Source organism: Faecalispora anaeroviscerum, assembly GCF_947568225.1.
GTDB lineage: Bacteria > Bacillota > Clostridia > Oscillospirales > Acutalibacteraceae > Faecalispora > Faecalispora anaeroviscerum.
Genome location: NZ_CANOOQ010000001.1, coordinates 2,050,610 through 2,072,235 on the forward strand (window position 1 = coordinate 2,050,610; position 21,626 = coordinate 2,072,235).

Genomic DNA, 21,626 nt, shown 5'->3' on the forward strand with positions numbered 1-21,626 from the left:
GTTCGCGGGGAGAGAATGACTGTTTTTCAAGTAATTGACTACACCAATCAGACTTCCATGATGATCGGCAGAATCATGGGGCTGCGTCTGGTCTTGTCATACAGCATACGCGACAAATCGTCCTTAATCCGGGTTTTGAGCATGCCCCAGTCGTGAACCTTGCCCTGCGCACTGCTTTCAAGAATATTATATACCAATTTTCTGGCATCGTCCATCAAACTTTCGGATTCCCGCACATAAACAAACCCGCGGGAAACAACGTCCGGCCCGGAAACAACGTGGCCGTCGGTCGCGCTGATGGTGCAGACCACAACGATCAGGCCGTCCTCGCCAAGGTGCTTTCTGTCTCGCAGCACAATACTGCCTACATCGCCAACACCAAGGCCGTCGACCAGAACGCGGCCGGCCGGCACGCTGGGCAGCTGGCGCATATAGTTTTCATTGATCTCCAGCACATCGCCAATGTTACCGATATAAATGTTCGAGCGGCTCATGCCCATAGCCTGCGCCAGCGCGGCATGCTTCTGCAAATGCTTCTGCTCACCGTGAACAGGGATAAAATATTTGGGGCGCGTTACGCCCTGCATAATCTTCAGCTCTTCCTGGCACGCATGGCCGGACACATGCACCTCGTACATCGATTCGTACACAACCTCGCAGCCGCGCTTCATCAGCTCGTCGATCACAGTGCCGACAGTCTTTTCGTTGCCGGGGATCGGGCGGGCAGAAATAATAATGAAGTCCCCGGAGCCCACCTCCACCTTGCGGTGATCAGCAAATGCCATACGGGTAAGAGCGGACATCGGCTCGCCCTGGCTGCCGGTGGTAATCAGTACAATCTGCTCCTTGGGGTAGCGGCGAATCAAATCAATATCGATCAAAACGCCGTCGGGAATATCGAGATAGCCAAGCTCCTGCGCGATACCCATCACATTGAGCATGCTGCGCCCGGACAATGCCACCTTGCGTCCGTATTTCACGGCGCAATTGATAATCTGCTGCACACGGCTGATATTCGACGCAAACGTCGCAATGATGATGCGGCTTTTTTCAGCACGTAAAAATAGGTTTTCAAAGGACTGGCTGACCTTGCGCTCTGTCATTGTAAAGCCGGGGCGCTCCGCGTTCGTGGAGTCTGCCAGCAGAGCGAGAACACCCTCCTTGCCCAGCTGGGCAAACCGGCCGAGATCAATCATCTCGCCCTGGGTAGGGGTGCAGTCAATTTTAAAGTCGCCAGTGTGTACCAGAGTACCTGCGGGCGAATGGATTGCGATGCCGACGGAATCGGAAATCGAGTGGTTCACATGAATGAACTCGCAGGCCATGCAGCCCAGCTTCACTGTGTCCCCAGGTTGAACAACGTTCATCTTCACTTTACCGGCCAGTCCGTGCTCCTTGAGCTTGCCGCCTACCAACCCTAAGGTAAGGGCGGTTCCGTACAGCGGCAAATTGACTCGCTTAAGCAGGTAAGGTAGGGAGCCGATATGATCCTCATGACCGTGAGTGAGCACGACGCCGCGGATTCTATCAATATTGCGCTCGACAAAGGTGAAATCCGGAATGACCAGATCAACGCCGAGCATGTCCCCATCGGGGAACGCCATGCCGCAGTCGATGATCATCATATCACCCTCGCACTCGAACAGAGTGAAGTTTTTTCCGATCTCGTTCAGTCCGCCAAGAAAATACACTTTGATTGACGGTTTTTCCTTATGCGGTTCCTTTTTGTCCTTACGGCGTGCCTGTTTTTTCGCTTGCTTCTGTACCTGAGCAAGCAGTTCGGGCAGCACAACGCCCTTCTCCGCCTTGCGCGGCGGGTTTTTCGGCGCATCTTTCGGGCGTGGCGGCCTGCCGCCGCTCTGGCCTCCTTGGCCGCCTTGACCGCCTTGGGCACCCTTCTTTTGTGATTTGGGTGCATTTTTAGGCGCGGGTGTGTTTTTAGGTGCAGCCTTAACAGCAGGTGCGTTTTTGGGCGCAGCCATAACGGCGGCTGTTTTTTCCGTTTTCTCCGCCGTCTTCTCTACTTTCGCCGGCCTGCTCTCTTCCGCGTTTACGGTCTTCTCCGGCTGCTTGCGGGCCACCACTTTTCCGTACAAGGTGCCCGGCTTTTTCTCAGCGCCGGCGGGCGAATTATTATTCATTTTTTCTGTCACAAAATAACCTCCATTTTAATTTGAGGACAAAACCACCATGGCCTGCGCACAAACGGTGCCGCAGACCTTCTATGCAGACGCATACAGGGGAATATCCGATTGTCTATATTTATCGCGGGAATGCCGCGAAAATCAACGATTCACTGCGGATTATGTGGATTCTCCACGGGAAAAATACTGTAAAATCCGCTCAATTATGATTGGATTTATTGTACCCTGATTGCCTCATGATGTCAAGCATGGCACAAAACGGCCCCTTAGCTGCCCTACGGTTGCGGCGCGGGGAAAAGGTTGGTATAATAAAACAATACACTCTACCGTGTGGGTAAAATCTGCACTTTCTAACGAAACTGCGTTTTCGCTCCATAACTCGATTCGGATCAGCACTTTCAGATTTTTATATAAGGCAGATTCGCGCTGCTCTGCTGTTCGCTCACCGAGCCCTGCATGCAAATCTGGGCGTTAGAGCACCCTATTTGGTATTTCTATATAAAAATAGTATGCCAACATCACAGAGAAAAAAACAAAGAACGGAGACAACGGACGTGAAACAAGTAGAAATTTTTACAGATGGAGCCTGTCAGGGCAATCCCGGCCCGGGCGGATGGGGCGCGGTACTGCGATATCAGGGGCGCGAAAAAGAGATTAGCGGCGGGGAGGCACACACCACCAACAATCGCATGGAACTGAGCGCCGTGATTGAGGCGCTTTCTCTCTTGAAGGAGCCCTGCGAAATCACGCTCTGGAGCGACTCCAAATACGTCTGTGACGCGATAGAGAAGGGATGGGCCAAGGCCTGGCGCAAAAACGGCTGGAAAAAGGCTGACAAAAAGCCCGCCCTCAACATCGATTTATGGGAGCGCCTGCTGAACCTTCTGGAACCGCATCACATGACGATCCGCTGGGTGAAGGGTCACGCGGGGCACCCGGAAAACGAACGCTGCGACCGGCTGGCGGTAGCGGCGGCAGAAGAACACAAGGCAAAGCCGTAACGCATCCGGCAATCATTTTATTGCAGCGGCATCGAACCGCGCCGATTATGGCGCATGGAGGGATTCTCATGAACCGATTTGTATATGCAGACAACGCGGCCACTACGCCGGTATCGGAGCCTGTGCTTCGGGCGATGATGCCTTACCTGACAGAAAGCTACGGCAACCCTTCCAGCCTGTACTCAAAGGGGCGCGAGGCCAAGCGCGCACTTGAGCTGGCACGTGAGGACATTGCAGAGCGTATCGGCGCACGGCCCGGTGAGATTTATTTTACCGCAAGCGGCAGCGAATCGGATAACTGGGCGGTTAAGGGAATTGCCCATGAGCTCGCAGCGCAGGGCAAGCGTCACCTTCTTACCACCCGCTTTGAGCATTCTGCTGTATTGCATGCAGCCGAGGCCCTGGAACGAGATGGCTTTTCCGTTACCTACCTTGATGTACACGAAAACGGATTGGTGCGTCCCGAAGAGGTGGCGGCGGCCATCCGGCCGGACACTGCGCTCGTTTCTGTCATGTATGCCAACAACGAGATCGGCACAATTCAACCGATTGCGCAGATCGGCGCCATCTGCCGGGAGCGCGGCGTGCTGTTCCACACGGACGCGGTGCAGGCGGCGGGCACACTGCCGATCAACGTTTCAGAACAGGAAATCGACCTGCTCTCGCTTTCCGGCCACAAGCTGCATGCCCCAAAAGGCGTGGGCGCTTTGTATATCCGTCGGGGAATCCCGATTCAGAACCTGATCGACGGAGGCGCACAGGAGCGCGGGCGGCGCGCAGGAACAGAAAATGTGGCGGCGATCGTTGGGCTTGCCGCGGCACTGCGCGAAGCCTGTACCGGAATGCAAGCGCGTGCCGTGCGCTTGCGTGTTCTCCGCGATCGGTTGATCGTCGGAGCGCTGAAGATTCCCGGCAGCTGCCTGAACGGCGACCGCGAGCACCGTCTGCCTGGCAATGTAAGCCTTTGCTTTGAGGGAGTCGACGGCGAAGCGATGCTGCTGCTGCTGGATCGCCAGGGCATTTGTGCCTCTTCCGGCTCAGCCTGCACCGCCGGCTCTCTAGACCCCAGCCATGTGCTGCTGTCACTCGGGGTTTCCCCACAGCTCGCCAAAGGTTCTCTGCGTCTTACATTGGGCGAACAGAACACCGAGGAGGATGTGGAATATGTTCTCAGCGTGCTTCCGGCGGTCATTGCACGCCTGCGAGAAAGCCATACAGCCTGAGCCCGGCAAGTAAACGTAGTGCCTGCCCCTCGTACTGGGGCAGGCCTTTTCTTTTTTCGTAAGAGAATTCGTTTTTTCTCCGGGGATTCCCCGTGGGGATTCTGCTGGCGCAGGCTTGCCCCTCATGCCGGGGCGGGCACTTCCTTTCGCGACGAGGCGAAAGGAGGCAAAGGCTCGCCAAAGGACACCTTTGGAATCCGTTTGGGGAACAATTCCCGACAGTGCAAACGAAAACTGACCGTAAGGCGCTCCATTGAAAATGCCCACTCTCCAAGCCTATCTGGAAATAAGTCTTGTTGTCCCGTCTGTCGGCGGGCATTTTCAAAGCGCTCTCGTTGGCTAGCGGTTTTTAGGTGCGGCTTCGCCGCTGTAAGGCACGTGCGGATTCTCCATCGTGCGTAAGAGAATTTGTTTTTTTCGGGGATTCCCCGTGGAAATTCTGCTGGCGCAGGCTTGCCCCTCATGCCGGGGCGGGCACTTCCTTTCGCGACGAGGCGAAAGGAAGCAAAGGCTCGCCAAAGGGCACCTTTGGAATCCGTTTGGGGAACAATCCCTCATTGTGCAAACGAAAGCCACCGGAAAGGCGCTCCATTGAAAATGCCCACTCTCCGAGCTTCATCGGAAATAAGTCTTGCTGTCCCGTCTGTCGGCGGGCATTTTCAAAGCGCTCTTGTTGGCTCGCAGTTCTTCGGTGCGGCTTCGCCGCTGAACGAAATTAGTAAAATACCTATCCCCACAAAACAGGCTCGTGAGCAATTTAAAAAAATTTTTATTTTTTCTCTGCGCGGGGTTTCCCGTGGAAATTCTGCTGGCGCAGGCTTGCCCCTCATGCCGGGGCGGGCACTTACTTTCGTGAAAGGACGAAAGTAAGCAAAGGCCTTCCAAAGGACACCTTTGGAATCCGTTTGGGGAACAATTCCTCATTGCGTAAACGAAAACCTTCGGGAAGGCGCTCCATTGAAAATGCCCACTCTCTGAGCTTCATCTGATAATAAGTCTTTCTGTCCCGTCTGTCGGCGGGCATTTTCAAAGCGCTCTCGTTGGCTCGGAGAAGGGCGGCCTTAGTAACTTTGATTGAATATAAGTTCACCCATAGTTTCGATTTGTCGATTTGCAGAGCAAATCTTGCGCCAACAAAAAATGCGGCGAAGCCGCCTAAAAATTCCGAGCCAACGAGAGCGCTCGGAAAGGGGGCGCCGCCGAACGGAATCGGTAAACTGCCTGTTCCCGCAAAGCAAGGCGCGTGCGCACTTTCCATAGAGCGCCTTACGGAAGGCTGTCGTTAATACTCGCCGGAGCCGTTTCCCAAACGGATTCCGAAAGCGGAGCCTTGGGCGAATCTTTGCCTACTTTCTTTTCGTAAAGAAAGTTGGGGCCTGCCCCGGCCCGAGGGGCAAGCCCTGCGCCAGCAAAATCTCCCCTGCGGGAACCGCAATCAAAAAATAGAGCCCTCTCGCGCAAACCAGAGAAAAAAAGAACCGGCGCAAAGCGCCTCCCATCCCCGAGCCAACGAGAGCGCTCGGAAAGGGTGCGAGTGGCAATCCCTAAGAAAACCATTACGCTACAAATAGTAAATCAAAGACTGTTTTCAACAATAAGTTAATAAAATGTTGAAAACAAGACAGGTTTTAACCGTGGGGGAAGAAAAACTTCCTCATTGACAAAATTCAGGAAATCCGCTATTCTGAAATCATCTAAAGAAAGGTACGGTATTTGAAAGCTATGCGCTATTGCTGATCTGACTAAAACCATATTAAAAATGGGAAAACGGGTGAAGTGCGCCCGTTGGTGTCGGATTGGCATATCAAAATGAATTCTTACAGGAACGTGTTCCGCTTGGAGCAGGCAATTCCTGTGTATTTTTGTTATGATCTTTCCGACACATCCAGAGGATGCAAGGAGAGATTTTTTTGATAATATTAGAAGTTTTTAATTTAAAAAAATATTTTGGCGACCGGCTTATCCTTGATCTGCCGCGCCTGACGATTTACACCGGCGACAAAATCGGCATTGTAGGCGAAAACGGAGCCGGAAAAACAACACTAATGGAGCTTTTGGCGGGAGAGACCGAAGCAGAGGAAGGCACAGTACGGCAAATGTGCCCTATTTCCTACCTGCGCCAATTTTCACCGGAACAGGCGGACCCAACTGCAATCCGCCGATTTTTGCCGAGTGATCGACTTTCCCATGAACGCCTCAGCGGCGGCGAACAGACGCGCCTAAAGCTCGACAATGCACTGTCTCGCGCCAACTGCCTATTGATGGCCGACGAGCCTACCAGCAACCTGGATGCCGCAGGAAACCAGCTGTTGACAAAGCAGCTGAAATCCGTGGAAACACTGATTCTAATCAGCCACGACCGTGCTTTGCTGGACGCCGTCTGTAACCGAATTCTCGAGATCCACGACGGAAGCGTGACCGAATACGCCGGCAATTACAGCGCGTATGTCAAGCAAAATCAGCAATCCCGTCAGCGTGCGGAATTTGAATACCGGCAGTACACCGAAGAGCGGGCACGGCTTCAAAAAGCAATGGTCGGCACCCGTGAGAAAGCGAAAAGCCTGCGCAAAGCACCGAAGCGCATGGGCAACTCCGAAGCACGTTTGCATAAGCGAAAGTCTATGGAAATCTCCAAAAAGCTGCACAGCAGCACTCGAGCGCTCGAATCGCGCTTGGAGCGTCTGGAAGAAAAGGAAAAACCGCGTGAACTGCCGCGCATCCAGCTCGATTTTTCACTCACCGACCCGCCGCAAAACAAGATGATCTTTTCCTGCCGGAATTTAACCTTCGGCTACGGAGAAAATCTTCTGTTTCAAGATGCCGGCTTTGAAATCAAAAACCACATGCGAACTGCAATCATTGGCGAAAACGGCGCGGGAAAAACAACACTGTTGCGCCTGATCACAGAGGGAAACAGCGCGATCCGGTGTGCGCCCAAAGCCCGCATCGGTTATTTTCGCCAGGAGTTTGAAACCCTGAACGAAAATCAAACCGTACTGGAAAACGCGCTGATCCGCAGCGTACAACCGGAAAGCACAGTGCGTACCATGCTGGCTCGCCTGCTGTTTCGCGGGAATACCGTGCAGAAAAAAGCCGCCGTACTCAGCGGCGGGGAAAAAATCAAGCTGTCGCTCGCGCAGCTTCTGGCGTCTGACGCGAATGTGCTGCTCTTGGATGAACCGACCAACTACCTGGATTTGCCGTCGATCGAGGCAGTTCAGGAAATTCTGTCGGATTACCCGGGCGTACTGCTGTTTGTGTCTCATGATCAATCGTTTGTGAATGCAGTGGCTAACCGTCTGCTGTTGATCGAAAACAGGCATATCCGCGCGTTTGACGGCACTCTTTCCGATTACCAGCGCCAGATGCAAACCCCGCGCCAGAAGCCGGACGCCGCACGGCGGATGGTACTGGAAACGCGCCTGGCCCGCATTATATCGGAGTTGTCGCTGCCCGGCGCGAACCGCGAAGCGCTGGATGAGGAGTACCGTTCTGTTCTGGAAGAGCTAAAAAATTTCGCAGGCTAAGGCGGGTTGAATCCGCCGGCACATCGCGGGACAGCCCAATAAAAAAGTCGACTGTTTTTACGCGGAAACAGTCTTACCCAACGCTTACGTTTCACAAGCCGGCCAGCCAATAAAAAACAAAAAAGCCCTCCCTGTTTGGGAGGGCTTTCTCTATTCAAGAAACTAATCGAAACAATCCGATCAGATCAGCTCAATGATCGCCATTTCGGCTGCGTCGCCGCGGCGCGGCCCAATTCTTGTGATGCGGGTATATCCGCCCTTACGGTCGGCATATTTAGGGGCAATCTCAGAAAACAGCTTATGGGTCACATCTTCCTTTGTAATAAAGGAAAGTGCCATGCGCTGGTTATGCAGATTGTTCTCCTGCGCGAGGGTAATCATCTTCTCTGTAAGAGAGCGAACCTCTTTGGCGCGGGTTACTGTGGTCTCAATTTTGCCGTTCTCAAGCAAAAAGGTAACCATGCCTCTCAGCATCGCAATTCTATGAGCAGTATCTCTTCCGAGCTTTCTGGTTCCAGGCATCGAAATATCACTCCTTTTACCTTAGGTTGCAAGTTATTTGCTAATTAATTATTCGTCGTCCTTACGCAGGCTAAAGCCGAGGGAAGCCATCTTCCACACAACTTCCTCCAAAGACTTGCGGCCCAGGTTGCGAACCTTCATCATGTCTTCTTCAGACTTGTTGATCAGGTCCTCTACCGTATTGATGCCGGCGCGCTTAAGGCAGTTAAAGGAGCGTACGGAAAGATCCAGCTCTTCGATGGTCATTTCCAGTACCTTTTCCTTGCCCTTCTCGTCCTTTTCCACCATAATCTCGGTGCTGCTGCCCTTATCAGACAGGTCCACAAACAGATTCAGGTGTTCGGTCAGCACCTTGGCGGCCAGAGAAACAGCCTCCTGGGCGCTGATCACGCCGTTCGTCCACACATCCATGGTCAGCTTGTCGTAATCAATGCTTTGACCCACGCGGGTATTCTCCACATTGTAATTCACTTTCAGAACCGGGGTGTAAATAGAATCGATCGGAAGTTCACCAATCACGCTGCTGTTGCTGCCGCCGCGCATGTTCGCCTTGTTCTTTTCGGCAGGAACATAGCCGCGGCCCTTATCCAGAGTCAGCTCCATATACAGCTTGGCGCCATCGGACAGAGTGGCGATATGCATATCGGGATTTAGAATCTCCACTTCACTGTCGCATTTGATGGAATTCGCTGTCACTTCGCCGGGGCCCTCCGCGCTGATCTCGACGGTTTTGGGTCCGTCGCAATGCAGCTTGGCAGTCAATCCCTTGATATTCAGTACGATCTCGGTGACATCCTCTTTCACGCCGGGAATTGTGGAAAACTCGTGCAGAACACCGTCTATCTTAATCGAGGTAACAGCTACGCCCGGCAGGCTGGAAAGCAGCACTCGCCGCAGGCTGTTGCCCAGGGTGGTGCCAAATCCACGCTCGAGCGGCTCCACAACAAATATGCCGTGGGTTCCGTCACTGGATAACTCTTGTGTTTCGATTTTTGGCTTTTCGATCTCAATCATCAGCGAACCTCCTTCACACATAAGCAAATTGCTTTGCCGTCATGTACACTGGCCTTGCGCAAAGGCATTACTTGGAGTACAACTCAACGATGAGAGTTTCGTCAACTGCCAGCTCAATGTCCTCACGCTCAGGGAACGCCAAAACCTTGGCTTCCAGAGTGTTGCGGTTGAGTTCCACCCATTTCGGCACAGGACGCGAAGCGTTCGCCTCCAGCACAGCCTTGATTTTCTCGCTGCTGCGGCTGGAATCCTTGATAGAAATAACCTCACCCGGTTTTGTCAGGTAAGAGGGGATATCGACTCGCTTGCCATTGATGGTGAAATGACCGTGAACCACGAGCTGGCGGGCTTCCGCACGGGAACTGCCCCAGCCGCAACGGTACACAACGTTGTCCAGGCGGCTCTCGAGAATCCCGAGCAGAATGTCGCCTGTTTTGCCTTCCATACGGGTAGCCATATCATAATAGCCTCTGAACTGGCTTTCCAGAACGCCATAAAAGCGCTTGGTCATCTGCTTTGCACGCAGCTGCAGGCCATACTCAGAAGTCTTTTTGCGACCCTGACCATGCTGGCCGGGGGCATAGGCTCTGCGGCCTACTCCACACTTGTCTGTGTAGCAGCGCTCACCCTTCAAAAAGAGCTTCTGGCCTTCGCGGCGGCACAGCTTGCACACAGCTTCTGTATATCTTGCCATAATAAGGTTGCACCTCCTAAAAAATCGGTTTTGGTACTAAACGCGTCTTCTCTTGGGCGGGCGGCATCCGTTGTGAGGGATGGGGGTAACATCTTTAATCATGCTAACCTCGAGCCCGGCGCCCTGCAGCGCGCGGATCGCGGCCTCACGGCCGGCGCCCGGTCCTTTCACGAAAACCTCCACCGATTTCATACCATGCTCCATCGCAACCTTAGCAGCTGTTTCGGCTGCAGACTGCGCGGCAAAGGGAGTGGACTTTCTGGAGCCTCTAAAGCCCAGCTCACCGGAGCTGGCCCAGGAGATTGCATTGCCCTGCACATCGGTAATGGTAACAATTGTATTGTTGAAAGTAGACTGAATGTGAGCAGCACCGCGTTCGATGTTCTTGCGTTCGCGGCGTCTGCGGACTGCGGTAGTTTTCTTACCGCCTTTTTGTGCTGCCATCTGAGTAATCCCTCCTGACTTCGCTTATTTCTTCTTGTTTGCCATGGTTTTTCTGGGGCCCTTGCGGGTGCGGGCATTCGTCTTGGAACGCTGGCCGCGAACGGGCAGGCCCTTGCGGTGACGGATTCCGCGGTAGCAGCCGATTTCGATCAATCGTTTGATGTCAAACGCCACGTCGCGGCGCAGATCGCCTTCTACGCGGCAGTGGTGGTCGATATACTCTCTCAGCTTTGCAGTGTCATCCTCAGACAGATCGCGAACGCGAATGCTTGGGTCAACACCGGTTGCCTTCAGAATATCATTGGCGGTCTTGCGGCCAATGCCATAAATATAGGTAAGCCCAATTTCAATGCGTTTGTCTCTGGGCAAATCGATACCTGAAATACGCGCCATACTGGTTGCACCTCCATAAGATCAAATTACGCCATCAGCCCTGGCGCTGTTTATGCTTGGGATTCTCACAAATAACCATGATCTTTCCCTTGCGCTTAATAATTTTGCACTTTTCGCAAATTTTCTTTACAGAAGGTCTGACTTTCATTCTGTGCGCCCTCCTTGATGAAGTCGTTAAACAAATCGGATTTCACTGGTTTTATTTCGAACGCCATGTAATACGTCCGCGCGTGAGGTCATAGGGCGACAGCTCTACGGTAACCTTATCGCCGGGCAGAATGCGAATGAAATTCATACGCAGCTTACCGGAGATATGCGCCAGTATCGTGTGGCCGTTCGGCAGCTCCACGTTAAACATCGCGTTTGGCAGAGCTTCTGTTACGGTACCTTCAATTTCGATCACATCTTGTTTTGACATAAATCAGCATAACCTCCTCTTGCAGAAATCAGCTGTCCTGAGAAAAGCATCTCAGAGCGCAGCGAATTTCACGGTTGGTGTTCATCGAGCTAAGCAAGGTGTTTGTCGCGGCAAGGTGAATCGGATTCTTGCTTTTGGGCCTTTCCAGCGGGCGGTGTTTTCCGTCGCAGACAACAACCTCGTTGCCAGAAGCCTCCAGCACTACTAAAAATTCACCCTTGTCGCGTCCTCTTAGTGACCGGACAACAAGCCCTCTAACAAAATCCATCCTGATTCCCCTTAATCCGGTAAGGTCAAAATGACAGGCCCATCCGCGGTGATGGCAATCGAATGCTCAAAGTGAGCGGCCAGCTTGCCGTCTGTTGTAACGGTGGTCCAGCCGTCAGATAATGTTTTGACGGTATGCACTCCGGCATTCACCATTGGCTCAATGGCTATCGTCATGCCAGGTAACAATCGCACGCCCCGGCCGGGCGCGCCAAAATTCGGTACGCTAGGATCTTCGTGCAGCTTCGCGCCTACTCCGTGGCCGACAAAATCGCGTACCACCGAGTAACCGCGCGCTTCGACATACGTTTGCACCGCATGGCCAATATCGCCGATCCGGTTGCCTGCCTTTGCGGCATGAATGCCCTCATAAAGGCTTTCCCGGGTTGTATCCATCAGGCGCTGCGCTTCGGGGGAAACATCGCCGCACGCAAACGTGTAGGCGTTGTCACCGGTGAAGCCTTCATAAAAAGCGCCAATGTCAATGCTGACAATATCGCCGTGCTTCAGGATCAAATCCTTGCTGGGTATGCCGTGGATAACCACATTGTTCACCGAAATGCAGGCACTGGCCGGAAACCCGCCGTATCCCAAAAAGGAAGGCTTTGCACCCTCGCTTTCGATATAGCGGCGGGCGACGCGGTCGATCTCCCAGGTAGAAACACCGGGTTCGACCGCCTGGCCTGCCAGCTTTAATGCATTGGCTGAAATTCTGCCGGCCACCCGCATCGCTGCGAGTTCGCGGCTTGTTTTAAGGACAATCATAATTGCGCCTCTTCCAATATGGCAAGAGTTTTGCGGGTTGTATCTGCAATATGCTCTTCCCCTTTTACAATGAACAGTTTTCCCTGCTTCTGGTAGTATTCCTTCAGCGGTTCGGTCTGCTCATGGTAAACCTTCAGCCGTTCCTTCACTGTTTCGGGCTGGTCATCCTTACGCTGAGAAAGGGTGCCGCCGCACTTGTCGCAAACACCGTCTACCTGGCTGGGTTTGTACCGCACATGGTAGATGGCACCGCATTTGTCGCAGACACGGCGTCCGGATATTCTGGCAACGATGTCCTCGTCGGTCACCTCAATATCAATGACCTTATCGATCGGAAATCCCATTGTATCCAGAGCCTCGGCCTGAACGATGGTTCTCGGAAAACCGTCCAGGATAAATCCGTTTTCACAGTCGCCCTTAGCCAGTCTTTCCTCAATGATACCGATGACGGTTTCATCGGGGACCAGCTGGCCGGCTTCCATATAGGACTTTGCTTTCCGGCCCATTTCAGTACCGCTTTTCAGCGCTTCTCGAATTATCGTTCCCGTAGAAATAGCGGGAATAGACAAACGCTCGCAGATCACTTCCGCCTGCGTGCCCTTGCCGGCGCCCGGAGCGCCAAGAAGTATGATTTTCATAATCCTTTTCCCTCTCTCCCCATGTTGTTTTCAAAAGCTTACCTGTCAATCAAGAAAGCCCTTGTAGTGGCGCATCATCATCTGAGATTCCATCTGTTTGACTGTATCCAGAGCGACGCCCACCAAAATGATAAGAGAGGTACCGCCCAGCGACATATTGTGCATTCCCGTAGCCGCACCAAAAATGATGGGCAGCAGGGCAACCACGGCCAGGAACAGAGCGCCAATCAGGGTAAGCTTGGAGAGAATCCTAGAAATAAAATCGGAGGTCGGCTTACCCGGGCGAACACCCGGAATCGTGCCGTTGCTTTGACGAAGATTATTGGCCATTTCAATCGGATTATACTGAATGGTAACATAGAAATACGCAAACATAACAATCAGAAGGAAATACATTACCGAGTACATCCAGCCGGTAGTGGAGAAAGCATCCAGAAAACCTTTCCAGAAGCCGCTCTTCGGGTTGGTAAACAGCTGAATGGTGCTGGGAATGGCCAGAATCGAGCTTGCGAAGATGATCGGCATAACGCCGGACATCGCAATCTTGATCGGAATATGGCTGGACTGACCACCGTACATTTTGCGGCCCACCATGCGCTTGGCATACTGAATCGGAATCCGGCGCTCGGAGTTGTTCATCAAAACGATGAACCAAATGATCGCCAGGAACAAAACGACGAAAATCGGAACAAACACATAATACTTGCCATAGGTAGAAGGATCCTGATTTGCAATCGACAGGTATTTGCCCAGCGTGTTCAAGATATGCGGCATACGCGCCACAATACCGGAGAACAGCAGGATCGAAATACCGTTGCCGATACCGTACTTATTCACCTGCTCACCCATCCACATCATCAAAGCCGTACCGGCAGTGAAGGTGAAGATGATAACCACAGCGGAGAAAGCCTGTTCCCATCCCTTGTTAAACATAGTGATGGGAGTGCCTTCATACGAGCTGTTGTGCAGATAGAAGTAGTAAGCGGTACCCTGAATCAGGCCCAGCACAACGGTAATATAACGGGTAATGGCGGCAATCTTCTTGCGGCCCTCTTCGCCCTCTTTGGCCAAGCGCTCCAGAGGAGGCAGGGCCACAGTCAGCAGCTGCAAAATAATGGAGCTGTTGATATAGGGTGTAACGCTCATGGCAAACAGGGTGGCGTTCGCGAACGCACCGCCGGAGAGCATGTCTAAATACCCCAGCGCATTGCCCGACTCGCCAACCTGGCCCATTAAACCCTGAAGGGCTTCTACGTTCAGGAACGGCACCGTAATTACGGCGCCAAACCGGAACACAACGATTATGAACAGTGTAAACAGAATCTTTTTACGCAGATCGGGAATTGCCCAGGCATTCTTCATTGTAGAAAACAACTCAGATCACCTCTGCCTTCCCACCGGCAGCCTCAATCTTCTGCTTTGCCGCTTCAGAGAAGGCCGTTGCCTTTACTGTCAAGCTCTTAGACAGCTTGCCGTTTGAAAGAATTTTCACTCCGTCAAAGGAATTCTTCACGATACCGGCATCCAACAACGCCTGAATATCAACCACCGCGCCGTTTTCAAAGGATTCCAGCGTACCAACGTTGATCGCAACGATGTCCTTCGCAAAAATATTGACAAAGCCTCTTTTGGGGATTCGTCTCTGCAGAGGCATCTGACCGCCTTCAAAACCTGCACGGAATCCACGGCCGGATCTGGCCTTCTGGCCTTTATGACCCTTGCCGGAGGTTTTGCCCCAGCCGGAGCCATGTCCTCTGCCGATTCTACGGGCCTTTTGGGTGGACCCGGGTACTGCAGATAAGTCATGCAACTTCATTTACTCGCACCTCCTTGCTTACGCTTTGCTTACCTCGATGAGGTGGATAATTTTTGCCACCTTGCCTTTGGTCTGAGGATTATCGGGCTGCTCGGTGCAGTCGCCGATCTTATGCAAACCAAGGGACTGAGCGGTCGCAATCTGGTCCTTGTGGCTGCCGATCAGGCTTTTTACCAACTTGATATGAATCTGTGCCATATTGCTGCCCCCCTTGTTACAGAATCTCTTTTGCTGATTTACCGCGAACAGCAGCAACCTCGTCGGCAGTACGCAGCTCAGCGAGACCTTCGATGGTCGCACGAACCACATTGCACGGGTTGTTGGAGCGCAGCGCCTTGGTACGGATATCTTTGATACCTGCGGATTCTACCACCGCACGAACCGCACCGCCGGCGATAACACCGGTACCAGGAGCGGCAGGCTTCATCAGAACACGGCCTGCGCCGTATACACCGATCACCTCGTGAGGGATTGTGCTGCCGCGCAGAGAAACCTTAATCAGGTTCTTCTTGGCATCCTCAATCCCCTTGCGGATGGAATCCGGAACTTCGCCTGCTTTACCAATACCGAAACCGACTGTTCCGTTGCCGTCACCGACAACTACCAGCGCGGCGAACTTGAAGATACGGCCGCCCTTTACGGTTTTGGATACACGGTTGATGGCAACCACGCGTTCTTTCAGGTCCATAGTAGATGCGTCAATTCTAGCCAAAAGTATTCCTCCTTCTCTCAGAACTTGAGGCCGCCCTCGCGGGCGCCTTCGGCCAGCTCTTTGACGCGGCCGTGGAAAATATAACCGCCGCGATCAAATACGACCTCGGTGATCCCCTTCTCTGCCGCACGCTTGGCGATCATTTCGCCAACCTGCTTTGCGGCTTCCTTGTTTCCGCCATTGCCAGTAAACTCTTTGTCCAGCGTGGAAGCTGCCGCGAGAGTAACTCCCGCAACATCGTCGATAATCTGGGCATAGATGTTCTTGGCGGAGCGGAATACATTCAGGCGCGGGCGCTCTGCAGTGCCCGAAACCTTGCCGCGCACACGACGGTGGCGGTTCAGCCTGGCTTTATTTGTATCAGCCTTGTTCACCATATTGATTCACTCTCCTTCAGTTACTTCTTAGAGCCCTTACCGGCCTTGCCTTCCTTACGGCGGACAAATTCACCAGCATAACGAATTCCCTTGCCCTTATACGGCTCCGGCGGACGTTTCTCGCGGACTTCCGCGGCAAACTGGCCAACCTTCTGCTTATCAATACCATGAATGATAATCTTGTTGGGCGTGGGAGCTTCGATCTGGATTTCGTCTGTTTCAGACACGATCACCTGATGGGAATACCCCAGGTTCATGACCAGGTCCTTGCCCTGCTTCTGTACACGGTAACCAACACCCAGAACATCGAGCTCCTTTTTAAAGCCCTCTGTCACGCCGACCACCATGTTGTGCACCAGCGTGCGGGTCAGTCCGTGCAGCGCACGGTTTTCCTTCTCGTCGTTCGGGCGGGTTACGATAACCTCGCTGCCCTCCTGAGAGATCGTCATGTTCGGGTGGAACTGCTGAGTCAGAGTTCCCTTCGCTCCCTTAACAGTAACAACGTTGCCGTCGATTTTCACTTCGACACCAGCGGGAATATTTATGGGTTTTCTTCCAATTCGCGACATAATAGCACCCCCTTGTTTACCAAATAAACGCCAGAACTTCGCCGCCAATATTCTCTTTGCGCGCCTGACGATCCGTCATAACGCCCTTGGAGGTAGAAATGACCGCGATGCCGAGGCCCTTGAGAACCTTGGGCAGATCTTCTGCGTTGGAATAAATGCGCAGGCCGGGCTTAGACACCCTACGCAGGCCTTTGATGACGGGGGTTTTGCCCTCGCCGTACTTCAGATTCACTTTCAGAATCCCCTGTTTGCCGTCCTCGATCACCGTGTAGTTCTTTACATATCCCTCTTCAACCAGAATCTTTATAATAGACTCCTTCATGTTGCTTTTAGGGATCTGAACGGAATCGTGCTTGGCAGCATTCGCGTTGCGAATACGGGTGAGCAAATCAGCAATTGTATCTGTAATCTGCATACCGTTCCCTCCTTTGCTTTACCAGCTGGCTTTTTTCACGCCCGGGATCTCACCCTTATGGGCAAGCTCGCGGAAGCATATGCGGCAAATCCCGAACTTGCGGAGATAAGCATGCGGCCGGCCGCAAATTTTGCAGCGGTTATGCTCTCTGGAGGAAAATTTTGCCGTCCTCATTTGTTTGATTTTCATTGATGTTTTGGCCACAATAATCCCTCCTTATCTCGCAAACGGAGCGCCCATCAGCGTCAGCAGCTCGCGGGCCTCTTCGTCAGTTTTTGCAGTAGTTACGAAGCAAATATCCATTCCGCGCACCTTGTCGATCTTATCGTACTCGATCTCGGGGAAAATCAGCTGCTCCTTGATGCCCATGTTGTAGTTGCCGCGCCCGTCAAAGGAATTCGGATTAATCCCTCTAAAGTCTCTGACGCGGGGCAATGCGACGTTGAAGAAACGATCAACGAACTCATACATGTGATTGCCTCTAAGCGTAACCTTCACACCGATGTTCATGCCTTCACGCAGCTTAAAGTTCGCAACGGATTTCTTCGCCTTGCAAACCTGGGGCTTCTGGCCGGTAATCGCTGCAATGTCAGTCATGATAGTGTCGATTACCTTCGCGTTGTCGCGAGCTTCTCCGGCGCCTACATTAATGACGATTTTTTCGAGCTTGGGGATCTCCATCACGCTCCCGTAGGTGAATTTCTTCATCAGCGCGGGCGAGACCTCCTGCTTGTAAAACTCCTTCAGTCTGGCCATGTCGTATCTTTCCTCCCTTACAGCGACTCGCCGCATTTTACGCAAACGCGGTCTTTGGTGCCGTCCTCATAGAGCTTATGCGCAACACGAGTGGGCTTTCCGCAGCGAGGGCAAACGATCTGAACCTTGCAGGCGTACAAAGCGCCCTCGGCCTTTACGAGTCCGCCCGGGGCACCCATTTTGCGGGGTTTCACATGCTTTGTTACCATGTTGCGGCCCTCAACGATCACTTTACCCTCTTTAGGGCTAACCGCCAGAACCTTCCCCTTTTTGCCGCGCTCTTTGCCGCTCAAAATGATGACGGTGTCACCAGTTTTTACATGAACTTTGTTATTCATTAGTGAGCACCTCCATTCACAGTACTTCCGGGGCCAGGCTTAAGATCTTCAGGTAGTCCTTATCGCGCAGCTCTCTGGCAACAGGCCCGAAGATACGAGTGCCCCTGGGGTTTTTATCATCTTTAATCAGAACCGCCGCGTTTTCGTCGAAGCGGATATACGTTCCGTCGTGGCGGCGAACGCCAAAAGCGGTACGAACAATAACCGCCTTAACAACGTCGCCTTTTTTAACAACGCCGCCGGGTGCTGCTTTTTTGACCGAAGCTACCACAACGTCGCCAATATTGGCATACCTTCTGCCGGTGCCGCCCAGCACGCGAATGCACATAAGCTCTTTCGCGCCGGTGTTGTCGGCAACCTTGAGGTAAGTCTGCTGTTGTATCACAGTGCGTTCCTCCTTCGCTGAAAGCTACTTATTTGGCTTTCTCAATAATCTCGACAAGACGCCATCTTTTTTCTTTGGAAAGGGGACGGGTCTCCATCACACGCACTCGATCACCGATATTGCATTCATTCTTTTCGTCATGAACTTTCAGTTTAACGGTACGCTTGATAATCTTGTTGTAAAGCGGATGCTTCACGCTGTCTTGGATAGCGACAACGGCGGTTTTGTCCATCTTATTGCTGACGACCTTGCCGACGTTGGTTTTTCTCATATTTCTGTCACTCACAGCTTAATCCTCCCTTCCCATTACGCTTTCGCGCTGTCCTTAAGCTCATTTCCACGCAACACGGTCTTGATGCGGGCAATGTCTTTTTTGACAGCGGAAATTCGCATCGGGTTGTCAAGCTGATTAATGGCAAGCTGAAAACGCAGGTTGAAAAGCTCTTCCTTCAGATCCTTCAGCTTGCTCTGCAGCTCTTCGGTTGTCAACTCTCTAATCTCTGCGGCCTTCATGATTGCTCACCACCCGTTTCTTCCTTCTTGACAAACTTGCATTTAATCGGCAGTTTGTTCGCAGCAAGGCGCATCGCCTCTCTGGCGGTTTCTTCGTTAATGCCGCCAATTTCAAACATCACTCTGCCGGGCTTAACAACAGCCACCCAGTACTCAGGTGCGCCCTTACCGGAACCCATGCGGGTTTCTGCCGGCTTCTTGGTAACAGGCTTATCGGGGAAAATCTTAATCCAGACTTTACCGAATCTCTTTGTGTAACGGGTCATGGCGATACGGGCAGCCTCAATCTGGTTCGAAGTGATCCAGGCCGGCTCAAGAGCCTGAAGGCCGAAATCGCCGTATACAACCGTACTGCCGCGATATGCCTTACCGGTCATACGACCGCGGTGTACTCTGCGGTATTTTACGCGTTTAGGCAGCAACATTATTTATTGCCTCCTTCCCTCTTGGGCTTGCGGTTATCGTGCAGAACCTCGCCTCTGTAAATCCACACCTTTACGCCAATACGGCCATAGGTGGTAGCGGCCTCGGCAAAACCATAGTCAATGTCTGCGCGAATAGTCTGCAGCGGAATGGTACCCTCATGGTAATGCTCGGTACGGGCAATTTCAGCACCGCCCAAACGGCCGGAAACCTGAGTTTTAATGCCCTTCGCGCCGAGCTTCATGGCGCGGCCCATGCACTGCTTCATTGCACGGCGGAACGAAATTCTCTTTTCGAGCTGCTGAGCAATATTCTCTGCAACCAGCTGTGCGTTCAAATCGGGGGATTTCACCTCAACGATATTGATGGATACCGGTTTACCCAGCATTGTTTCGCACTGCTGACGAAGCTTTTCGATCTCTGCGCCGCCCTTGCCAATGACCATGCCGGGCTTTGCGCAGTGGATATGAACGCGAACCTTGGATGCGTCACGCTCAATCTCAATTTTCGGAACACCCGCGGAAGCGAGCTGCTTCTTCAGTGTTTTACGCAGCTTGTAATCCTCGACCAGGGTGTCGCCAAAGACATTGTCCTTCGCGAACCAGCGGGAATCCCAATCTTTAATTACGCCCACACGAAAGCCGTGGGGATTGATTTTCTGGCCCATAGTTTACCTCCTCCGCTATTCTTTTTCCTTGAGCACGAGGGTAACGTGCGAAGTTCTTTTCAAAATTCTGAACGCGCGACCCTGCGCTCTGGGGCGAATGCGCTTGAGGATCGGGCCAGGGCTGACGAAGCACTGTGCAACGTACAGTCTGGTAACGTCCATGTTATGGTTATTCTCAGCATTTGCAATGGCCGACTTCAGCAGTTTCTGAAGGTCTTCGCATGCGGCCTTTGGGGTATGCTTCAGGATAGCCATAGCAAGGTCAGTCTCCTTGCCCCGGATCAAATCCAGCACAACTGACACCTTGCGGGGAGAAATACGGGCGTATTTCAAATAAGCCCTTGCTTCCATTGTATACACTCCTTTCGGCCTTTATCTGGTGGTTTTAGATCCGGCGTGACCTTTAAAGGTTCTGGTGGGGGCAAACTCACCGAGCTTGTGCCCAACCATATCTTCGGTAACATAAACCGGAACATGCTTGCGGCCGTCATGGACGGCAATTGTATGACCGACGAAATCCGGGAAAATAATCGAAGCTCTGCTCCAGCTCTTCACGATTTTCTTTTCGCCGGCGGCGTTCATCTCTTGGATCCTCTTAAGCAGCACGGGCTGAACATAAGGACCCTTTTTCACACTTCTGCTCATCAGTTAAGCTCCTTTCTGTCCGCCTTACTTGCTGTTTCTGCGCTTCACGATAAACTTATCGGAGCGGTTCTTCTTAGAACGGGTCTTGTAGCCCAGTGCGGGTTTACCCCAGGGGGTTACAGGGCCGGGACGACCAACGGGAGATTTACCTTCACCACCGCCATGGGGGTGATCGTTCGGGTTCATAACAGATCCGCGAACGGTAGGACGCCAGCCCATGTGGCGTTTACGACCGGCTTTACCGATCTTTACATTCTCGTGGTCGAGATTGCTGACCTGGCCGATGGTGGCCATGCACAGCTGAGAAACGTTGCGCAGTTCGCCGGAGGGCAAACGCAGCAGCGCCATGCCGTTTTCCTTCGCCATCAGCTGAGCCTGGTTGCCGGCCGCACGAGCCAGCTGGCCGCCCTTGCCGGGATACAGCTCAACGTTGTGGATGAAGGTACCGGTGGGGATGCTGCCAAGCGGAAGTGCGTTGCCGGGCTTAATATCGGCGCCGGCACCGGAAACAACCGTGTCACCGACCTTGAGGCCGTGAGGAGCGATGATGTAGCTCTTCTGGCCATCCTCATATTGAACGAGCGCGATGAAAGCGGAGCGGTTCGGATCATACTCCAGAGTAAGAACCTTCGCCGGAGCGTCTGCTCTCTGGCGCTTAAAATCGATCACGCGGTACTTTTTGCGGTTTCCGCCTCCGCGATGGCGAACCGTGATTCTGCCATAGCTGTTGCGGCCGGATCTTTTATTCAGCGGTTCGAGCAGGCTCTTTTCAGGGCCTTCCTTCGAAAGCTGAGAATAATCTGTTACCGACATATTGCGGCGACCCGCGGTCGTCGGTTTAAAATTGATAATAGGCATTCGGTTTCACTCTCCTTGTTATGGCTTTGCGGGGATCAGCCAAATCCCCATACCTTGCCCCTGCCTCAGGATTGGCAGGATTTTGTATCCAAGTTGTAATAT

The 21,626-nt window shown here is 52.8% G+C and carries 33 protein-coding genes; 3 read left to right on the forward strand and 30 right to left on the reverse strand.

The window, feature by feature from the left end; genetic code table 11:
• Nucleotides 1-47 precede the first annotated feature (47 nt).
• Nucleotides 48-2,153, reverse strand: coding sequence for an RNase J family beta-CASP ribonuclease (locus QOS46_RS10140; protein WP_283609414.1), 2,106 nt, complete (start codon nucleotides 2,151-2,153; stop codon nucleotides 48-50).
• A gap of 545 nt (nucleotides 2,154-2,698) precedes the next feature.
• Between QOS46_RS10140 and rnhA the strand changes: the two genes are divergently transcribed.
• Both rnhA and nifS read left to right on the forward strand, forming a co-directional pair.
• Nucleotides 2,699-3,145, forward strand: coding sequence for a ribonuclease HI (rnhA, locus tag QOS46_RS10145; RefSeq protein WP_283609416.1), 447 nt, complete (start codon nucleotides 2,699-2,701; stop codon nucleotides 3,143-3,145).
• Between the two features lie 68 nt (nucleotides 3,146-3,213).
• The gene (gene nifS, locus QOS46_RS10150; RefSeq protein ID WP_283609417.1) at nucleotides 3,214-4,368 is read left to right on the forward strand and encodes a cysteine desulfurase NifS; all 1,155 of its coding nucleotides are present in this window, start codon (nucleotides 3,214-3,216) and stop codon (nucleotides 4,366-4,368) included.
• Nucleotides 4,369-5,212: 844 nt separating this feature from the next.
• Here the strand turns inward: nifS and QOS46_RS10155 are convergent.
• Entirely contained in the window at nucleotides 5,213-5,626 is a 414-nt protein-coding gene (locus QOS46_RS10155; protein WP_283609419.1) for a hypothetical protein, read from the reverse strand.
• A 652-nt stretch (nucleotides 5,627-6,278) separates the two neighbouring features.
• Between QOS46_RS10155 and abc-f the strand changes: the two genes are divergently transcribed.
• Complete coding sequence (abc-f, locus tag QOS46_RS10160; protein ID WP_283609421.1) at nucleotides 6,279-7,895, forward strand: ribosomal protection-like ABC-F family protein; 1,617 nt, start codon at nucleotides 6,279-6,281, stop codon at nucleotides 7,893-7,895.
• 180 nt (nucleotides 7,896-8,075) lie between these two features.
• On the opposite strand, the gene rplQ is transcribed toward abc-f, so the two are convergent.
• The 28 genes from rplQ to rplB form a co-directional block, all read right to left on the reverse strand.
• Complete coding sequence (rplQ, locus tag QOS46_RS10165; protein WP_283609423.1) at nucleotides 8,076-8,417, reverse strand: 50S ribosomal protein L17; 342 nt, start codon at nucleotides 8,415-8,417, stop codon at nucleotides 8,076-8,078.
• Nucleotides 8,418-8,465: 48 nt separating this feature from the next.
• Nucleotides 8,466-9,431: a DNA-directed RNA polymerase subunit alpha gene (locus QOS46_RS10170; protein WP_283609424.1), complete on the reverse strand. Its 966-nt coding sequence runs from the start codon at nucleotides 9,429-9,431 to the stop codon at nucleotides 8,466-8,468.
• A 67-nt stretch (nucleotides 9,432-9,498) separates the two neighbouring features.
• Entirely contained in the window at nucleotides 9,499-10,125 is a 627-nt protein-coding gene (rpsD, locus tag QOS46_RS10175; protein WP_283609426.1) for a 30S ribosomal protein S4, read from the reverse strand.
• A 36-nt stretch (nucleotides 10,126-10,161) separates the two neighbouring features.
• A complete protein-coding gene (gene rpsK / locus QOS46_RS10180) occupies nucleotides 10,162-10,569 on the reverse strand; it encodes a 30S ribosomal protein S11 (RefSeq protein WP_020073833.1) in 408 nt (135 codons plus the stop codon).
• Nucleotides 10,570-10,593: 24 nt separating this feature from the next.
• Nucleotides 10,594-10,962 carry a 30S ribosomal protein S13 gene (gene rpsM / locus QOS46_RS10185; protein WP_283609429.1) on the reverse strand — a complete coding sequence of 123 codons (369 nt, stop codon included), beginning with the start codon at nucleotides 10,960-10,962 and terminating at the stop codon, nucleotides 10,594-10,596.
• 34 nt (nucleotides 10,963-10,996) lie between these two features.
• Entirely contained in the window at nucleotides 10,997-11,110 is a 114-nt protein-coding gene (gene rpmJ, locus QOS46_RS10190) for a 50S ribosomal protein L36 (protein ID WP_009065749.1), read from the reverse strand.
• A 51-nt stretch (nucleotides 11,111-11,161) separates the two neighbouring features.
• Complete coding sequence (gene infA / locus QOS46_RS10195; RefSeq protein ID WP_009065662.1) at nucleotides 11,162-11,380, reverse strand: translation initiation factor IF-1; 219 nt, start codon at nucleotides 11,378-11,380, stop codon at nucleotides 11,162-11,164.
• Between the two features lie 28 nt (nucleotides 11,381-11,408).
• Complete coding sequence (locus QOS46_RS10200) at nucleotides 11,409-11,648, reverse strand: KOW domain-containing RNA-binding protein (protein WP_283609434.1); 240 nt, start codon at nucleotides 11,646-11,648, stop codon at nucleotides 11,409-11,411.
• Between the two features lie 11 nt (nucleotides 11,649-11,659).
• Nucleotides 11,660-12,412: a type I methionyl aminopeptidase gene (map, locus tag QOS46_RS10205; protein WP_283609436.1), complete on the reverse strand. Its 753-nt coding sequence runs from the start codon at nucleotides 12,410-12,412 to the stop codon at nucleotides 11,660-11,662.
• Nucleotides 12,409-13,050 carry an adenylate kinase gene (locus QOS46_RS10210; RefSeq protein ID WP_283609438.1) on the reverse strand — a complete coding sequence of 214 codons (642 nt, stop codon included), beginning with the start codon at nucleotides 13,048-13,050 and terminating at the stop codon, nucleotides 12,409-12,411. The genes map and QOS46_RS10210 overlap by 4 nt, the downstream gene beginning before the upstream one ends.
• Before the next feature lie 45 nt (nucleotides 13,051-13,095).
• A complete protein-coding gene (secY, locus tag QOS46_RS10215; RefSeq protein ID WP_283609439.1) occupies nucleotides 13,096-14,424 on the reverse strand; it encodes a preprotein translocase subunit SecY in 1,329 nt (442 codons plus the stop codon).
• A 1-nt stretch (nucleotide 14,425) separates the two neighbouring features.
• The gene (rplO, locus tag QOS46_RS10220; protein WP_283609441.1) at nucleotides 14,426-14,866 is read right to left on the reverse strand and encodes a 50S ribosomal protein L15; all 441 of its coding nucleotides are present in this window, start codon (nucleotides 14,864-14,866) and stop codon (nucleotides 14,426-14,428) included.
• 18 nt (nucleotides 14,867-14,884) lie between these two features.
• On the reverse strand, nucleotides 14,885-15,064 hold the full coding sequence (gene rpmD / locus QOS46_RS10225; protein ID WP_283609443.1) for a 50S ribosomal protein L30: 180 nt from the start codon (nucleotides 15,062-15,064) through the stop codon (nucleotides 14,885-14,887).
• A 16-nt stretch (nucleotides 15,065-15,080) separates the two neighbouring features.
• The gene (gene rpsE / locus QOS46_RS10230) at nucleotides 15,081-15,578 is read right to left on the reverse strand and encodes a 30S ribosomal protein S5 (protein WP_283609444.1); all 498 of its coding nucleotides are present in this window, start codon (nucleotides 15,576-15,578) and stop codon (nucleotides 15,081-15,083) included.
• 17 nt (nucleotides 15,579-15,595) lie between these two features.
• Complete coding sequence (gene rplR, locus QOS46_RS10235; RefSeq protein WP_283609445.1) at nucleotides 15,596-15,955, reverse strand: 50S ribosomal protein L18; 360 nt, start codon at nucleotides 15,953-15,955, stop codon at nucleotides 15,596-15,598.
• 20 nt (nucleotides 15,956-15,975) lie between these two features.
• Nucleotides 15,976-16,524 (reverse strand): 50S ribosomal protein L6, encoded by a 549-nt coding sequence (gene rplF, locus QOS46_RS10240; protein WP_283609447.1) that lies wholly within the window; start codon nucleotides 16,522-16,524, stop codon nucleotides 15,976-15,978.
• Nucleotides 16,525-16,540: 16 nt separating this feature from the next.
• Nucleotides 16,541-16,939, reverse strand: a complete 399-nt coding sequence (gene rpsH, locus QOS46_RS10245) for a 30S ribosomal protein S8 (RefSeq protein WP_283609449.1) — start codon at nucleotides 16,937-16,939, stop codon at nucleotides 16,541-16,543.
• An 18-nt stretch (nucleotides 16,940-16,957) separates the two neighbouring features.
• The gene (locus tag QOS46_RS10250) at nucleotides 16,958-17,143 is read right to left on the reverse strand and encodes a type Z 30S ribosomal protein S14 (protein ID WP_283609451.1); all 186 of its coding nucleotides are present in this window, start codon (nucleotides 17,141-17,143) and stop codon (nucleotides 16,958-16,960) included.
• Nucleotides 17,144-17,155: 12 nt separating this feature from the next.
• Nucleotides 17,156-17,695: a 50S ribosomal protein L5 gene (rplE, locus tag QOS46_RS10255; RefSeq protein WP_283609453.1), complete on the reverse strand. Its 540-nt coding sequence runs from the start codon at nucleotides 17,693-17,695 to the stop codon at nucleotides 17,156-17,158.
• 17 nt (nucleotides 17,696-17,712) lie between these two features.
• Nucleotides 17,713-18,033 carry a 50S ribosomal protein L24 gene (rplX, locus tag QOS46_RS10260; protein WP_283609455.1) on the reverse strand — a complete coding sequence of 107 codons (321 nt, stop codon included), beginning with the start codon at nucleotides 18,031-18,033 and terminating at the stop codon, nucleotides 17,713-17,715.
• 16 nt (nucleotides 18,034-18,049) lie between these two features.
• Nucleotides 18,050-18,418 (reverse strand): 50S ribosomal protein L14, encoded by a 369-nt coding sequence (gene rplN, locus QOS46_RS10265; protein ID WP_020073844.1) that lies wholly within the window; start codon nucleotides 18,416-18,418, stop codon nucleotides 18,050-18,052.
• A gap of 28 nt (nucleotides 18,419-18,446) precedes the next feature.
• On the reverse strand, nucleotides 18,447-18,704 hold the full coding sequence (gene rpsQ, locus QOS46_RS10270) for a 30S ribosomal protein S17 (RefSeq protein WP_283609458.1): 258 nt from the start codon (nucleotides 18,702-18,704) through the stop codon (nucleotides 18,447-18,449).
• Between the two features lie 20 nt (nucleotides 18,705-18,724).
• Nucleotides 18,725-18,931: a 50S ribosomal protein L29 gene (gene rpmC, locus QOS46_RS10275; protein ID WP_020073846.1), complete on the reverse strand. Its 207-nt coding sequence runs from the start codon at nucleotides 18,929-18,931 to the stop codon at nucleotides 18,725-18,727.
• The gene (gene rplP / locus QOS46_RS10280) at nucleotides 18,928-19,356 is read right to left on the reverse strand and encodes a 50S ribosomal protein L16 (RefSeq protein ID WP_283609461.1); all 429 of its coding nucleotides are present in this window, start codon (nucleotides 19,354-19,356) and stop codon (nucleotides 18,928-18,930) included. The genes rpmC and rplP overlap by 4 nt, the downstream gene beginning before the upstream one ends.
• On the reverse strand, nucleotides 19,356-20,021 hold the full coding sequence (rpsC, locus tag QOS46_RS10285; protein WP_283609463.1) for a 30S ribosomal protein S3: 666 nt from the start codon (nucleotides 20,019-20,021) through the stop codon (nucleotides 19,356-19,358). The genes rplP and rpsC overlap by 1 nt, the downstream gene beginning before the upstream one ends.
• A 15-nt stretch (nucleotides 20,022-20,036) precedes the next feature.
• Nucleotides 20,037-20,372 carry a 50S ribosomal protein L22 gene (gene rplV / locus QOS46_RS10290; RefSeq protein WP_283609465.1) on the reverse strand — a complete coding sequence of 112 codons (336 nt, stop codon included), beginning with the start codon at nucleotides 20,370-20,372 and terminating at the stop codon, nucleotides 20,037-20,039.
• A 21-nt stretch (nucleotides 20,373-20,393) separates the two neighbouring features.
• The gene (gene rpsS, locus QOS46_RS10295) at nucleotides 20,394-20,666 is read right to left on the reverse strand and encodes a 30S ribosomal protein S19 (RefSeq protein WP_283609467.1); all 273 of its coding nucleotides are present in this window, start codon (nucleotides 20,664-20,666) and stop codon (nucleotides 20,394-20,396) included.
• A gap of 24 nt (nucleotides 20,667-20,690) precedes the next feature.
• Nucleotides 20,691-21,524, reverse strand: coding sequence for a 50S ribosomal protein L2 (rplB, locus tag QOS46_RS10300; protein ID WP_283609470.1), 834 nt, complete (start codon nucleotides 21,522-21,524; stop codon nucleotides 20,691-20,693).
• Between the last annotated feature and the right edge of the window lie 102 nt (nucleotides 21,525-21,626).

Excerpts from the sequence above, each read along its gene's own strand:
- nifS (WP_283609417.1), top strand. The coding sequence starts at position 3,214 with ATGAACCGATTTGTATATGCAGACAACGCGGCCACTACGCCGGTATCG.
- QOS46_RS10155 (WP_283609419.1), bottom strand. The coding sequence starts at position 5,626 with ATGGAAAGTGCGCACGCGCCTTGCTTTGCGGGAACAGGCAGTTTACCG.
- rplQ (WP_283609423.1), bottom strand. The coding sequence starts at position 8,417 with ATGCCTGGAACCAGAAAGCTCGGAAGAGATACTGCTCATAGAATTGCG.
- QOS46_RS10170 (WP_283609424.1), bottom strand. The coding sequence starts at position 9,431 with ATGATTGAGATCGAAAAGCCAAAAATCGAAACACAAGAGTTATCCAGT.
- rpsD (WP_283609426.1), bottom strand. The coding sequence starts at position 10,125 with ATGGCAAGATATACAGAAGCTGTGTGCAAGCTGTGCCGCCGCGAAGGC.
- rpsK (WP_020073833.1), bottom strand. The coding sequence starts at position 10,569 with ATGGCAGCACAAAAAGGCGGTAAGAAAACTACCGCAGTCCGCAGACGC.
- rpsM (WP_283609429.1), bottom strand. The coding sequence starts at position 10,962 with ATGGCGCGTATTTCAGGTATCGATTTGCCCAGAGACAAACGCATTGAA.
- rpmJ (WP_009065749.1), bottom strand. The coding sequence starts at position 11,110 with ATGAAAGTCAGACCTTCTGTAAAGAAAATTTGCGAAAAGTGCAAAATT.
- infA (WP_009065662.1), bottom strand. The coding sequence starts at position 11,380 with ATGTCAAAACAAGATGTGATCGAAATTGAAGGTACCGTAACAGAAGCT.
- QOS46_RS10200 (WP_283609434.1), bottom strand. The coding sequence starts at position 11,648 with ATGGATTTTGTTAGAGGGCTTGTTGTCCGGTCACTAAGAGGACGCGAC.
- map (WP_283609436.1), bottom strand. The coding sequence starts at position 12,412 with ATGATTGTCCTTAAAACAAGCCGCGAACTCGCAGCGATGCGGGTGGCC.
- QOS46_RS10210 (WP_283609438.1), bottom strand. The coding sequence starts at position 13,050 with ATGAAAATCATACTTCTTGGCGCTCCGGGCGCCGGCAAGGGCACGCAG.
- rplO (WP_283609441.1), bottom strand. The coding sequence starts at position 14,866 with ATGAAGTTGCATGACTTATCTGCAGTACCCGGGTCCACCCAAAAGGCC.
- rpmD (WP_283609443.1), bottom strand. The coding sequence starts at position 15,064 with ATGGCACAGATTCATATCAAGTTGGTAAAAAGCCTGATCGGCAGCCAC.
- rplR (WP_283609445.1), bottom strand. The coding sequence starts at position 15,955 with ATGGTGAACAAGGCTGATACAAATAAAGCCAGGCTGAACCGCCACCGT.
- rplF (WP_283609447.1), bottom strand. The coding sequence starts at position 16,524 with ATGTCGCGAATTGGAAGAAAACCCATAAATATTCCCGCTGGTGTCGAA.
- rpsH (WP_283609449.1), bottom strand. The coding sequence starts at position 16,939 with ATGCAGATTACAGATACAATTGCTGATTTGCTCACCCGTATTCGCAAC.
- rplE (WP_283609453.1), bottom strand. The coding sequence starts at position 17,695 with ATGGCCAGACTGAAGGAGTTTTACAAGCAGGAGGTCTCGCCCGCGCTG.
- rplX (WP_283609455.1), bottom strand. The coding sequence starts at position 18,033 with ATGAATAACAAAGTTCATGTAAAAACTGGTGACACCGTCATCATTTTG.
- rpmC (WP_020073846.1), bottom strand. The coding sequence starts at position 18,931 with ATGAAGGCCGCAGAGATTAGAGAGTTGACAACCGAAGAGCTGCAGAGC.
- rplP (WP_283609461.1), bottom strand. The coding sequence starts at position 19,356 with ATGTTGCTGCCTAAACGCGTAAAATACCGCAGAGTACACCGCGGTCGT.
- rpsC (WP_283609463.1), bottom strand. The coding sequence starts at position 20,021 with ATGGGCCAGAAAATCAATCCCCACGGCTTTCGTGTGGGCGTAATTAAA.
- rplV (WP_283609465.1), bottom strand. The coding sequence starts at position 20,372 with ATGGAAGCAAGGGCTTATTTGAAATACGCCCGTATTTCTCCCCGCAAG.
- rpsS (WP_283609467.1), bottom strand. The coding sequence starts at position 20,666 with ATGAGCAGAAGTGTGAAAAAGGGTCCTTATGTTCAGCCCGTGCTGCTT.
- rplB (WP_283609470.1), bottom strand. The coding sequence starts at position 21,524 with ATGCCTATTATCAATTTTAAACCGACGACCGCGGGTCGCCGCAATATG.